Raw genomic sequence first — 13,577 nt, 5'->3', positions numbered from 1 at the left:
TCAATGGGTTACTTCTTTCAAGAGTTAGCCCTAAATTTTTAGGAGCATCTTTTATAAAGGATTGGCTGCAAAATTTTTTGCATCTGTTAAACAAGGGCGAAGAGGTTAGTCCAAAATTTTTTGGGGTGACTATGCAGAAGACTAATGGCACTGGTGAGAAGTATATGGAACTGCGTCACAATCATTCATGGTAAAAGTGCAAGAAGTTTTAGGACTGGAAGGGTCTCCCAAATTTTTGGGACACCTCAGAAATGGGCAAAATGGGCAGGAATACAAGGTATATAACTTCCCCTAAATTTTTAGGGCATGTTCAAGTACCAGAAGTCATAGGTGAAGGAAATTACGCTGCAAAATTTTTAGCATCGCAAAAGTATGGCAATAATAATACCAGAGAAGTCTATGAATTCCCTCAACGAGAAGCATGTCTGATGCTGATGTCCTACAGCTACAAGCTTCAGGTAAAAGTGTACGATGCATGGGTTATTGTCGAGAAGAAAGTTGAAGTATTGACACTAAAGCTTCCTAACTTTGAAGACCCAGCAGAAGCAGCTATTGCATGGGCAGAACAGTACAAAGCAAAACGTACTTCGAAGTTGATGAGGTTCTAGGGAAAGAAACAAGTGCAAAAGAACTTGAAATGGTAGATTGTTGGGAAGAACTGGGATGGTACAATTTTGAGGAGATTTTTAAGCCTAATTTAAGCCTAAATGATCTTGAGATATTTGACGTTATAAACCTTTAGGCAACAAGTTAAGTATTGCACCTAGGCTTAATAAGTCTTTGATTTATATAGGTAAATGGCGGAAGCTGTGAGATTCGAACTCACGAAGGCTTTAACACCTCGCCAGTTTTCAAGACTGGTGCATTCAACCGCTCTGCCAAGCTTCCGAGCCGCATAGTATAACCTGAGTGGCGAGCTTGGGCAAGGATCAAATTTCGAAATGGAAATTTTTATCCAGCAAAGCAAGCAATTGCTGGGGGCTGACGGGTCTGGAGTAGAGGTAGCCCTGCACTTCGTCGCAACCGGCGTTGATGAGGAAGGCCAGTTGTTCGCGGGTTTCTACGCCTTCTGCGATGACTTTGTGCTTAAGTTGCTTGGCCATCATGATGATGGCGCTGGCGATGGCGCAGTCGTTTTGGTCTGTGGGGATGTTGAGGATGAAGGAGCGGTCTATCTTCAGGGTATCGATAGGGAAACGTTTGAGGTATGAAAGGCTGGAATAGCCTGTGCCAAAATCATCGAGGGCCAGCACGACGTCCTGGGCGGTGATTTGCTCCATGATGGCGATGACGCTCTCGGTGCTGTGCATGAGCATGCTCTCGGTGATTTCGAGCTCCAGCCATCGTGGTGATATCTGGTAGCGTTGCATGGCCTCTTTAACGCGCAGTGGCAGGCTGTTGGTGAACTCTCTCGCTGTGACATTGACTGCGATGCGGAACGGCGCTATGCCGCTGACTTGCCATTCCCTGGCTTGGGCGCAGGCGGTTTCGAGTACCCAGGCATCGATTTGCAGGATCAGGCCGGTTTCTTCTGCGACGGGGATGAATTCTGCTGGCGAGATCAGACCTTTTTCTGGGTGTTGCCAGCGCAGCAGAGCTTCTGCACCGATGATTTTGCCGCTTTTGATATCAACCTTGGGCTGGTACTGCAAATAGAATTCCTGGTTTTCCAGCGCCTTGCGCATGCTGGATTCAAGATACAGTCTGCCAGCGATGCTCTGGTTCATGCTGTCGCTGTAAAACACAAAGCTGCCGGATACATTGCCGGCGCTGCGCTTGGCCTTGTACATGGCGATGTCGGCTTTTTGCAGCAAGGCATTGGCGTCATTGCCGTCTTGCGGGAAGACACTGATACCTATGCTGGCACCGACGCGCAATTCGTGGCCAGAGACGATGAAGGCGTCATTCAATGCCTGCAAAAGTTTTTGCACGACCAGGCTTGCATGAAAATGCTGGTTGATGTCAAGTACGGCGATGGCGAATTCGTCGCTGCCGAGGCGGGCTACGATGTCATTCTCGCGCAGGGTTAGCAAGAACCGGGCTGCGACCTGGCGCAATAACTCATTGCCTATGTCGTGACCAAGGGTGTCATTGATGAGTTTAAAACGGTTCAGGTCAAGAAAGATAATGGCAGCGCTGCTGCTGTTTCTTTGTGAGTGCAACAGTGCATTATCGACGAGTTGCCGGAACAGGCTGCGGTTGGGCAGACTGGTCAGCGCATCGTAATAAGCGAGGTGATTGATTTTTTGTTCTGCTTCTTTGCGGGCAGTGATATCGCTGAGATAGCCTATGATGCCTATGGGCAGGCCTTGGGCATCACACAATGGTGACAGGCTGAGACTGGCCCAGAATACTTCACCCGATTTTTTCTTGCGGCGCACTTCCATCTCGCGGCCACCATGCTCAAGGAAGCTGTCATACAAATGCGTATCTGGCTCACCCTCATCGTCGTATAGGAACAGGATGTTTTTGCCTATGACTTCTTGCGCGGCATAACCAAAGAGTTTTTCTGCGCCGCGGTTCCAGCTGAGGATGAAACCTGCCAAATCCATGGTAATGACGGACTCGTGAATCTGGTCGATGATCTGAGTCTGTTGCCATTGTGCCTGGGCAGATGCCTGCAACTCCTGGTCAAGTTTTGCGCGTTTGGAAAACAGCTTGGCCGTGAGACTAGCAAGGGTATTCAGTTTTGCCAGGTCGGCTTCGTTGATCTGACCTTTTTTACCAGACAGGATGTAATAGGTTTCTGGTGATGCCATGCAAAGCACATCAGCCTGTATTTTTTGTTCATCGAGTTTGCCACGGCGAAATGCCGCATTGGCATCACGAAAAACTTCTTTGACTATGCGATTTAAAGCGGCATCAAGCTCCTGGCCTTGCAGGCACAAGACAGCCTCTCCCAGACTGGCACCAACTTCGAGTTCATGTATCGCAGCTTGACTGGTCATTGGCTACATGTCCTGGCAAACCTGGTTCACCCACGCATAAGCAGTGATCATGCAGTCGTAATAATCTTCGGCACTTAAGCCAAGTTCGCCTATCAAGCCAGCATCAAAGTCCTTGAAAGGACGATCTGCCCTTTCTACCAGATCCAGGCTTTTACCTAGCGCACCTGATTTATGCAGCAAGGCATCAAGCACTTCTGTATTCAGGTTTAAAGGTTGCAGCACTTCACCCAGGGGATTGCCAAACAGTTTGTCGAGCAAAGAAAACATGCCGACCATGAAAGCACAGTCGAGCTCATCTTTGTTGCCACCACGCTTGAGGCAAATTGCTTCCATCAGGCTGGCGCGAAAAGCGGCGCGCGGCATCAAGGGGTTCAAGCTGCCACTGTGATCTTGCTGGCGTGCATACAATAATAACTGTAGCCATCTTTGCAACTGCCTGCGCCCCAGCAGGTTAATGGCCTGGCCAAAGCTGGACACCCGCACGGTTTGCGCAAAGGCGGCAGAACTGACGAGCTTGAACAGCATGAATGACAGGGTTGCATCTTGCTTGAACAATTCTTCCAGTTCGCGCGATTCTGCATCGCGGGCGACCAGCCCCAGCAATTTCAACAAGCGTGTTCTGGCAGTAGCGTCTGCTGCCTTGTTGCTGACGGGTGGATGAAATGCATAGTCGCCAGAGAACCATTTAAAACCGGCTTCATGCGCCTGCTCTTGCAAGGCTGCATGGGGCAGATGTTGCGCCAGGTGCTCTCCGCCATGCAGGCGCAACAGCAAGGGTTTGATGTGGGCAGGAATATCCTTGCTGCAATCGACACTGATTTTCTTTGCCCCTTCCCATATCGCATTGTCGTGCGCCTGCAAATCATCCATGATGATGCGGGCACCGTGCGAGTTGAAATACTTGAGCCTGGTTTGCACATCCTTGTCTTCAGCCGCTTTTACCGGTACGGCAAAGAGTATGCGTGCCAATGGCAGGCGTGTATCAATATCTGCCGGGACAAGCAGAGGGTCTGCCATCCTGACCAGAACAGAAATGCCAGAAAGTCTGGAAAAGATTTCTTTTTCATGCAAAAACTGGAGTAAAGCAATGACATCGCCGATTGGCAAAGCACCAAAATCAGCTTGAAGCGCAAGCAATTGTTGCTTGCTGTTCATCACGGGCAAAAAAGTGCCTATTCCACGAGCCAGAGTCATAAAGAAGGACATCAAATGTTACAAAAATTGGTAGAGATATTAGTTTGGGACTTAACCAATTGCAACACAATTTAAAGCGACAGGTGAGGTATTTTGATACTTGATGAGTGCAATCTGACACAATTGCCATAAATCGGGCTTAAAAGCGTCAGGCTGCTGATTTTGCAACAGACATATTGAATGCCGATACCCTGCTATCAGCATAGGAGATATTTTAGATTTCACCAATAAAGCATGTGGTAAAAATGCCATGCTTTACTGGGTTCACATCAGGCCCGTATCAGACTCGCATCAGGCAAATAAATTATTCGCTGCCGAGAAAAATTTGTTGCAGGTCATTCAAAAATTGTTTGCCCAGCGGCGTGGCGCAAATGATTTCATGATCGCGGTAAAGCAGACCTTTGTTCTCGGCAACCAGCAATTCTTTTTCTATGCTGTTGAGCAGCATGCCAGTACGCTCCTGGAACAAGTTAACCTTGAACCCTTGTTGCAAGCGCAGTGCATTCAACATGAATTCAAAACCCATTTCATCGACAGGAATTTCATGCGACTCTTGCACGCAATTACCTGCAGCCATGGCGTCCATATAAGCCTTGGGCTGCTTGTAGCGCGCCTGGCGTACTACCCGGTGTGGGAAGGATATTTTTGAATGCGCGCCCGCGCCTATGCCGAGGTAATCACCAAAGTTCCAGTAATTGAGATTGTGTTTTGATGCCCTACCCGCTTGCGCATAGGCAGACACTTCATAATTGCCGTAACCTGCTGCTGCCATGCGGCCATGGATGAGGTCTTGCATTTCTGCGCTGAGGTCGTCATCGGGTATGGCTGGCGGGAACTTGGCGAAATAGGTATTGGGCTCCAGCGTCAGGTGGTATAGCGACAGATGTGGTGGTGCGAAAGAAATCGCTGTTTCCACATCCTCGCTGACTTCATCCATGGTCTGGTCTGGCAGAGCAAACATCAGGTCAAGATTGAAGTTGTCAAAATTTGCCTGCGCGATTTCTATAGCCCTGCGTGCCTCGTCACCATCATGAATACGACCCAAAGCTGCCAGGTGTTTGGAGTTGAAACTTTGTATGCCTATCGACAAACGGTTAATACCGCTTTGGCGATAAGAGCGAAATTTTTCAGCTTCAAAGGTGCCGGGATTGGCTTCCATGGTGATTTCTGCATTGCCATCCAGTGGCAAGAGCGTACGCACGTCAGAAAGCAATCTGTCCAGGCCTGCTGCCGACATCAGGCTGGGGGTGCCACCACCGATGAAGATAGTGTAAATCTTGCGACCCCAGATCAGTGGCAAGGCAGCCTCAAGATCAGCGCGCATGGCATCCAGATAGGCTGACTCATCAAAGCTGCCTTTGACTTCATGCGAATTAAAATCGCAATAAGGGCATTTGCGTACGCACCAGGGGAAATGGATGTATAGCGATAGCGGCGGTAACTGCGTCAGATTGAGGCTGCCTGGTGCAAGATATTGGCTGGCCACGTCACCGGGTATATTTGATAAATCCGGTGATTTTTTTTGTACTGGCTGGCTTGCCGCTATGGGCTTGATGGGTATCATTTCAGTTTTTCTACAAGGGCGCGCAAGGCTTGCCCACGGTGCGACAATTGATTCTTTTCTGCTGCAGCAAGTTCAGCCACGGTCTTATTCAAACCCGGGATGAAGAAATGCGGGTCATAGCCAAAACCGTTTTCACCACGGGCATCGGCAATGATTTCACCTGCCCAGACGCCGTCAGCAATTACCGGCTGCGGGTCAGATTCTGAACGCACAAAGACCAGCACACAGTAATAATAGGCGGATTTGTCAGCCATGCCAGCCAAATCTGCGATGAGCTTTTGGTTGTTGCGCACATCAGACTTGGGCTCGCCAGCAAAGCGGGCAGACAGCACACCAGGCGCACCTTGCAGGGCGTTGACGCAGATGCCGGAATCATCAGCCAGCGCCGGCAAACCCGTCAGGCGCGATGCGTGCCTGGCTTTGGTCAGCGCATTTTCGACAAAGCTGGGATAAGGCTCCTCAGCCTCAGACACGTCAAATTCAGATTGTGCCCGGAGATCTATGCCCAGCGGTGACAGTATCTGGTAAAACTCTTTGAGCTTGCCCTGATTATTCGAGGCCAGGACTATTTTCTGGTTTTTGCTCATACTCATACTTCCATCCAATCAACTGACCTGCAAACCCAATACTTCTTTTTGCAAGGCGATCAGATCAGCAATACCATCATGTGCCAGATTCAGCAAGGCATTCATGGTCATGCGGTCAAATGCTTCCCCTTCTGCCGTGCCCTGCACCTCAACAAAGTGACCATGTTCAGTCATGACGACATTCATGTCGGTGTCGCATTGAGAATCTTCTGGATAATCCAGATCCAGTACGGGTTGAGACTGATACACGCCAACCGAGATGGCTGCCACAAAATGGCGGAGTGGTACGGCGGGGATGACTTCGCGCTCTACCAGTTTGGCAAATGCATCATAGGCAGCGACCATGGCACCGGTGATGGAAGCGGTACGGGTACCGCCATCCGCCTGGATCACATCGCAATCGATATGCAGGGTACGTTCACCAAAGGCTTCGAGATCAAAGGCAGAGCGCAGGGAACGGCCTATGAGACGCTGGATTTCCTGGGTGCGGCCAGATTGTTTGCCCTTGGCTGCTTCCCTGTCCATACGGCTATGGGTCGAACGTGGCAGCATGCCATATTCTGCAGTCATCCAGCCCTGCCCTTTGCCTTTCAAAAAGCCTGGCACTTTGTCTTCTATACTCGCTGTACAGATAACACGGGTATCCCCAAATTCGATGAGGACAGAGCCTTCTGCATGCTTGGTGAAATGGCGGCTGATAACCACCGGACGCAATGCGTCCGGTGAACGCCCGCTAGGGCGAAATGAGTTTGACATGATTTAGTTCTTAGAAGTAATGCGTGATGATTTGTGTATCGCGTTGCGAATTTCTGCTATGGCTTTTTCAATTTCGGCGTCATTGAACACGTCACCATCGGTGGTTTCAATTTCTGCATCGACTGGTGCCTGTATGGTGGTCGTGACTGAACCTATAGGCAAGGTATTGGTCGAGATGATGGTGGAATTATCCATGCGGTCATCGCCCTCCCACATCATGGCCAGCGCCGTGACATTGTCGCTTTGCTTGCCAGCGATATCAACGGCAGAGCGTATCAATTCAGGCACGGCACGCACGATGGTGTGATCGTGCAGGCGCTGCGCCAGCATATGATCGGGCAAGACTGACCACAGGCCATCAGAGCACAGTAACAGCAAATCACCAGGCTGCAACACCGCACGGCGAGACAATTCAACAATAGGTGCGTTGGGTGCGCCCAGGCAGTTGAACAGCTTGTTACGGTCAGGATGAGTATGTCTTTCTGCCGGATCAACCTTGCCCTGAGCGATCAGGGTTTCCAGACGAGAGTGATCTTTGGTGCGCAACAAAATCTGACCCTGGCGCATCCAGTACAAACGTGAATCACCACAGTGCGCCCAGTACGCATAGCCATTCTGGATCAGGCAGGCAACGATGGTCGTGCGTGGCGTTTCTGGCAAATTATTGATGGCGCGATAACGATGTATCTCTTGATGGGCAGCCAGGAAGCTGTCTTCCATAAAGCGTTCAGGCCGCCCTATCATCGGGTGTGCCTGCTGCTGAAACAGGTTACCTATAGTCTGCATGGCAATGGCTGCAGCCATTTCGCCCATGATGTGACCACCCATGCCGTCCGCCAGCAAAAGCAAAATCGAATCGCGGGTAAAGCTGTAACCCATACGATCCTGGTTGACCTTGCGGCCACCAATATGACTTTCTTGATAAACGGAAAAACGCATGAGATTTTTAAAACTTTATAATGGTTATTGATACAAACAGGCCAGGGAGCGCATACTTTTGCTCCAGAGCCTGGCCAGCGGCGAACATTCACAGCCAACACGGCTTTAAACAGCCGAACGCAACCTTAATTCAGGGTGCTTTCCTGTATGGTCGTATGGTCGCTTTCGACTTTTTTTCTTTTTCCAGCAAATAGCGTCTTGAACTTTAATGTCATTTTTTCCATAAAAGTCAGTTCGCGCTGCGGTTGCGCCTGAATCGCCAGGGCTTTTTGCAGGGCGAACACACTTTGTGGCCGCTCCAGCGGATCCAGTTGCAGACACCAGCGCACTACTTCTATCAATTCTGAAGAGTATAAACCCTCCAGCTTGCGGTAGTGCCCCTCCATCTTGTCACTGGTCTTGCGCTGGTCTGAGGGTTGCGGCGGCGCACCTACCATACAGGCAAAAATCGAAGCGCCTATGCTGTAAATGTCAGTCCAGGGGCCCAGATTGCCGTTCTTCAAATACAACTCTGGTGCAGCAAAACCCGGAGTATACATGGGGTAGAGCTTGGGTATGTCAGTTTTGAGGGTTTGGCGGGCCGCACCAAAGTCCAGCAAGATAGGCGTGCCATCCAGGCGCAGGTAGATATTGGCTGGTTTCAAATCCAGATGCAGCAGTTTATTGGTATGCACTTCACGCAAGCCATTCATGACCTGATTGAACATACGACGGATGAAGCGCTCTGACACCAGCGGCTTTTCACCCTTGTCACGACGACGTAGGATATGTTCCTGCAATGAACGGCCAGATTCATAGGCCATGACCATATAGACAGTCTCATTGGCGCGGAAGAAATTGATAACGCTGACCACATTCGGGTGCGAGATGCGCGCCAGTGCACGACCTTCTTCAAAAAAACACTTCAATCCTATGCGGTAAATCGGCAGATTCTCATTTGAGATCGCCGGCACCAGCTCACCTTGCTGGCGCAAGGCCAGTGAGCTGGGCAAATACTCTTTAATTGCAACTGCGTTGCCATCTTCGTCAGAAGCCAGATATACAATACTAAAGCCACCGGACGCAATTTTCTTTACAATGCGGTATCCGGCAATTTCCAGTCCATCTGGCAGAGGTGCGTTATTTTGTGCGGCCATCAATCGTCCAATTCACTATACAAAACGGATTGTGTTGATTATTGCGGTATTTGTAAAGAATATCCTAGTGTCTAATGCACAATTTAGCCAATCCAATGCACAGTAATACACAGTTCACGCCTTTTTAAGGAAATACCTTGAGCATTTTCAGCATGACAGGTTATGCCAGCAGCACCAATGAAACAGATGCTGGCACCATTACCATAGAGATCAAAAGCGTCAATTCCCGCTTTTTGGACCTGCAATTTCGTATTAATGACGAGTTTCGCTCAGTTGAATCACAATTTCGCGAAGCATTAACACGCAAGCTGGCACGCGGTAAAGTGGAATGCCGTTTCAGCTTTGGTAAAAAACTGACAGAAACGCATAATAAAAGCCTCAACACCAGCTTGCTTGAACAGCTTGCCAGTTTCCAGATCAATCTGAAGCAGCAGTTCCCTGACGCGGCGGCACTGAGCACCAATGAAATCCTGCGCTGGCCCGGCGTCATAGAAGAAAGCGAAATCAATGCAGAATCTTTGCAGGCGGCCATCAATGACACCATCAACAAGACGCTGGATGCATTCATCGTCAGCCGTGAACGTGAAGGTGCGGCGCTGGAACAAGTACTGCTGAGCCGCATCGCTGCAATGGAAGAAATCGTCACCCGCATCACGCCACTGATGCCGCAAATTGTTCAGCAATTCCAGCAAAAAGCTACTAGCAGGCTGGAAGAAGCCCTGGGCCTTGCTTTGCAATCCAGCGGCTCCAATGCTGGCCAGACGATCACGCGCGAAGAAGCGCTGGACCGTATCCGCCAGGAAGTGACCATGTATGGCATACGTGTGGATGTAGCAGAAGAGCTGGCGCGCCTGTCAGCCCATCTGACAGAAACCAGGCATATACTGAAAAAAGGTGGTCAGGTTGGCAAAAGGCTGGACTTCATGATGCAGGAATTGAACCGCGAAGCAAATACCCTGGGTTCCAAAGCGGCATCCAAGGAATTGTCGGATGCGTCCATGGAATTGAAGTTATTCATAGAACAAATGCGCGAACAAGTGCAAAACCTTGAATAAACAGGCGCATTTGCTTATACTCCCGCACTCTTTTTCTTGGGAAATATTGCGGGACGGTGAATGATGGGAGTATGCAGCCCAATTTGTCTTGCTGAAGACCTGAGATGACCTGAATTAAACCTACCGGAGGAATGCCATGAAAACCAATAATACGACTGCAGGCAGTCTTTTTGTGGTCGCCGCCCCCTCCGGTGCAGGCAAGTCTTCACTGGTCAATGCCTTGCTGGCACAAGAACCGGCGATCAAATTGTCGATCTCCTACACTACCCGTGCACCGCGCCCGGGCGAGCAAGATGGCCGCGAATATCATTTCACGACACCCGAAGATTTTCTGGCGCGCAAGGCACAGGGTGAATTTCTGGAATCAGCAGAAGTATTCGGTAATTACTATGGCACTTCGCGCATTACCATAGAAGACCAGATGCGTTCAGGCACCGATGTTTTGCTGGAAATAGACTGGCAAGGCGCGCAGCAAGTCAGGAAACAATTTCCCGGTGCTGTTGGCATTTTTATCTTGCCGCCGTCGATACCTGCCCTGGAAGAACGCCTGAAGAAGCGCGGCCAGGACGAGCCGCACGTCATTACCAAGCGCATTTTGGCTGCTGGCGGTGAAATGGCGCACTCCCCGGAGTTCGAATATGTTATTATTAATCAAGACTTTGCAACAGCCTTGTCAGAATTGAATGCAATCGTGAAAGCCACGCGCTGCCGGTTTGCACAACAGGCAACACGCCACTACGAGCTGTTTACCCAACTTGGCATTCACGCCAACGCGAATTAATTCGCAAACCCAATTGAGTATTTTTTAGTATTGAGGAAGAAATATGGCACGTATTACCATTGAAGACGCATTGAAACAAATCCCTAACCGCTTTCAGCTGACACTGTGCGCCACTTATCGCGCGCGCCAATTGCTGCAAGGCCACACTCCCAAGGTAGATTCCAAGGATAAGCCTACGGTAATCGCCCTGCGTGAAATCGCTGAAGGTAAAGTCGGTATAGAAATGTTGAAAAAAGTGCCGGTGTAAGCCGCTGCACCTACATTCTTAGCCGCCCCTTCTTTAAGCCTTTATCCGGCCGGGAATCACAGAATGAACCTCAATGACAGTCATTCATCTCTGGAAAGCAAACCGGCCGATTCTGCTGCAGTCGCGCTGGCTGCCATACGCAGCCCTGCGAACAGCATCAACAAACACAGTTCCCCCCTGGATGAATTAGACAGTATTCGTGCGTCATCGACGAATACCGGTGTCGCCTCCATTACGGCACTCACCAACCGCATCAGCGAATACATGTCGGCCAGTGAATTAAAACTGGTCAAGGAAGCCTATCGCTTTTCTGATGAAATGCACCTGGGTCAGGTACGCAAGTCTGGCGAACCCTATATTTCCCACCCGATTGCCGTGGCAGAAATCTGTGCCGAATGGAAGCTGGATGTGCAAGCCATCATGGCCGCACTGCTGCATGACGTCATGGAAGATCAGGATGTCAAGAAGGATGAACTGATTGAGCGCTTTGGCGCACCGGTTGCCACTCTGGTTGATGGTCTCTCCAAGCTTGAGAAGATCGAATTCCAGAGCCAGATAGAAGCGCAGGCAGAGAATTTCCGCAAGATGCTGCTCGCCATGGCGCGGGATGTACGCGTGATCCTAGTGAAGCTGGCAGACCGCCTGCACAATATGCGCACCCTGGGTTTCATGTCGGCGGAAAAGAAGCGCCGTATTTCACGCGAAACCATGGATGTGTATGTGCCTATCGCACACAGGCTGGGGCTTAATAATATCTACCGCGAGCTGCAGGATCTGGCGTTTTCGCATCTTTATCCTATGCGTTACCGCACCTTGTCCAAAGCGGTCAAGGCAGCACGTGGTAACCGCCGGGAAGTCGTCAACAAGATCATGGATGCGGTAAAGACGGCCCTGTCCGAAGCTGGCCTCAAGGCCGAAGTGTATGGTCGCGAAAAAACCCTGTACGGTATTTACCGCAAGATGCACGACAAACACCTGAGTTTTTCCCAGGTGCTGGATGTGTATGGTTTCCGTATCGTGGTCAGTGATTTTCGCGACAGCTATTATGCGCTGGGCAGCTTGCATGCCTTGTACAAACCCATGCCGGGCAAGTTCAAAGACTATATTGCTATTCCCAAGACGAATGGCTATCAATCCCTGCATACGACGCTGATTGGTCCTTACGGTACGCCAGTCGAGTTTCAGATACGCACGCGTGACATGCATCATGTCGCAGAATCGGGTGTTGCTGCGCATTGGCTGTACAAGAACGAAGAAGGCAGCCTGACTGACTTGCAACAGCGCACGCACGCCTGGCTGCAGTCTCTGCTGGACATACAAAAACAGACTGGCGACTCTGCCGAGTTTCTCGAGCATGTCAAAATTGATCTGTTCCCTGACTCTGTTTATGTGTTCACGCCAAAATCCAAAATTATTGCCCTGCCCCGCGGAGCAACAGCTTTGGACTTTGCATACACAATCCATACCGATATTGGTGATCAGGCGATTGCCACTCGCATCAATCACGAGCCAGTGCCACTGCGTTCTGAATTGAAGAATGGTGATATCGTCGAAATCATCACTTCACCCAATTCGCGCCCTACGCCAAACTGGCTGACTTATGTGCGTACTGGCAAGGCCAGGTCGGCAATACGCCATTACCTGCGCACAATCAACCTGAATGAATCGACAGAACTGGGCAAACAATTGCTGGCCCAGGCCTTGGTATCAGTCAACCTGAACCCTGACCTGCCAGACAGCCTGGTCGATAAATTGCTCAATGAATCCAGCGCCAAATCACTGGATGAAATTCATACCGATATTGGCATAGGCAAGCGCATGGCTGCGCTGGTGGCAAGGCATATACTGGACCTGGTGGAAGATGACTCACCGTCCATCCCCTTCCAGCAATTTGGAGACAAGATCAACAACAAGCGCGACCCCGTCATTATTTATGGCAGTGAGGGCTTGTCGGTACAATTGGCACCGTGTTGCCTGCCCATCCCGGGAGATGGCATAGTTGGTCAACTCAAGCGCGATCAGGGTCTGGTTGTGCATACGGATGATTGCGAGCATGCCAAACGCCTGCATATCAAGGAGCCTGACCGCTGGATTGATGTCAACTGGGGTGAAGACCTGAACCGCCGCTTTGACTGCCGCATCGCCGTAACGGTGACGAACGAACGTGGCGCCCTTGCCCGCATCGCTGCCGAGATTGGCGAATCAGATGCAAATATCAGCCATGTCAATATGGAAGATGGCGATGCCAATGACATGACCAATATTCACTTCACGATACAGATAGAAGACCGCACCCACTTGGCAAAAATCATGCGTAACATCAAGCATCTGGCTGGTGTTACGCGCATAGTCAGAGAGCACGGCTAACAA

General features: G+C 50.2%; 12 protein-coding genes and 1 tRNA gene. 5 read left to right on the top strand and 8 right to left on the bottom strand.

Annotated features, from left to right (window positions below; translation table 11 throughout):
- Positions 1 to 251 precede the first annotated feature (251 nt).
- Entirely contained in the window at positions 252 to 608 is a 357-nt protein-coding gene (locus UNDYM_RS11345; protein WP_162041122.1) for a hypothetical protein, read from the top strand.
- Between the two features lie 190 nt (positions 609 to 798).
- Here the strand turns inward: UNDYM_RS11345 and UNDYM_RS11340 are convergent.
- The 8 genes from UNDYM_RS11340 to UNDYM_RS11305 form a co-directional block, all read right to left on the bottom strand.
- Positions 799 to 888 (bottom strand) — tRNA-Ser (locus tag UNDYM_RS11340).
- Positions 889 to 929: 41 nt separating this feature from the next.
- A complete protein-coding gene (locus tag UNDYM_RS11335) occupies positions 930 to 2,948 on the bottom strand; it encodes a bifunctional diguanylate cyclase/phosphodiesterase (protein WP_162041121.1) in 2,019 nt (672 codons plus the stop codon).
- Positions 2,949 to 2,951: 3 nt separating this feature from the next.
- Positions 2,952 to 4,103 carry an EAL and HDOD domain-containing protein gene (locus tag UNDYM_RS11330; RefSeq protein ID WP_162041120.1) on the bottom strand — a complete coding sequence of 384 codons (1,152 nt, stop codon included), beginning with the start codon at positions 4,101 to 4,103 and terminating at the stop codon, positions 2,952 to 2,954.
- Positions 4,104 to 4,446: 343 nt separating this feature from the next.
- Positions 4,447 to 5,706, bottom strand: a complete 1,260-nt coding sequence (gene hemW, locus UNDYM_RS11325; RefSeq protein ID WP_162041119.1) for a radical SAM family heme chaperone HemW — start codon at positions 5,704 to 5,706, stop codon at positions 4,447 to 4,449.
- Positions 5,703 to 6,293, bottom strand: a complete 591-nt coding sequence (gene rdgB, locus UNDYM_RS11320; protein WP_162044577.1) for an RdgB/HAM1 family non-canonical purine NTP pyrophosphatase — start codon at positions 6,291 to 6,293, stop codon at positions 5,703 to 5,705. Before rdgB ends, hemW begins: the two co-directional genes overlap by 4 nt.
- A gap of 18 nt (positions 6,294 to 6,311) precedes the next feature.
- The gene (gene rph, locus UNDYM_RS11315; RefSeq protein WP_162041118.1) at positions 6,312 to 7,049 is read right to left on the bottom strand and encodes a ribonuclease PH; all 738 of its coding nucleotides are present in this window, start codon (positions 7,047 to 7,049) and stop codon (positions 6,312 to 6,314) included.
- Between the two features lie 3 nt (positions 7,050 to 7,052).
- Positions 7,053 to 7,988 (bottom strand): PP2C family serine/threonine-protein phosphatase, encoded by a 936-nt coding sequence (locus UNDYM_RS11310; protein WP_162041117.1) that lies wholly within the window; start codon positions 7,986 to 7,988, stop codon positions 7,053 to 7,055.
- A 125-nt stretch (positions 7,989 to 8,113) separates the two neighbouring features.
- A complete protein-coding gene (locus UNDYM_RS11305) occupies positions 8,114 to 9,124 on the bottom strand; it encodes a serine/threonine-protein kinase (RefSeq protein WP_162041116.1) in 1,011 nt (336 codons plus the stop codon).
- A 137-nt stretch (positions 9,125 to 9,261) separates the two neighbouring features.
- Between UNDYM_RS11305 and UNDYM_RS11300 the strand changes: the two genes are divergently transcribed.
- The 4 genes from UNDYM_RS11300 (at position 9,262) to UNDYM_RS11285 (ending at position 13,574) form a co-directional block, all read left to right on the top strand.
- On the top strand, positions 9,262 to 10,179 hold the full coding sequence (locus tag UNDYM_RS11300) for a YicC/YloC family endoribonuclease (RefSeq protein WP_232063973.1): 918 nt from the start codon (positions 9,262 to 9,264) through the stop codon (positions 10,177 to 10,179).
- Positions 10,180 to 10,315: 136 nt separating this feature from the next.
- Positions 10,316 to 10,960, top strand: coding sequence for a guanylate kinase (gmk, locus tag UNDYM_RS11295; protein WP_162041115.1), 645 nt, complete (start codon positions 10,316 to 10,318; stop codon positions 10,958 to 10,960).
- 43 nt (positions 10,961 to 11,003) lie between these two features.
- On the top strand, positions 11,004 to 11,207 hold the full coding sequence (gene rpoZ, locus UNDYM_RS11290) for a DNA-directed RNA polymerase subunit omega (RefSeq protein ID WP_110253221.1): 204 nt from the start codon (positions 11,004 to 11,006) through the stop codon (positions 11,205 to 11,207).
- Positions 11,208 to 11,270: 63 nt separating this feature from the next.
- Positions 11,271 to 13,574 (top strand): bifunctional (p)ppGpp synthetase/guanosine-3',5'-bis(diphosphate) 3'-pyrophosphohydrolase, encoded by a 2,304-nt coding sequence (locus UNDYM_RS11285; RefSeq protein WP_162041114.1) that lies wholly within the window; start codon positions 11,271 to 11,273, stop codon positions 13,572 to 13,574.
- Positions 13,575 to 13,577 lie beyond the last annotated feature (3 nt).

This window comes from Undibacterium sp. YM2 (assembly GCF_009937975.1).
Taxonomy (GTDB): Bacteria; Pseudomonadota; Gammaproteobacteria; order Burkholderiales; family Burkholderiaceae_D; genus Undibacterium.
Note: the sequence above shows the minus strand (reverse complement) of the source record. Positions and strands in the feature narration are given on the sequence as shown.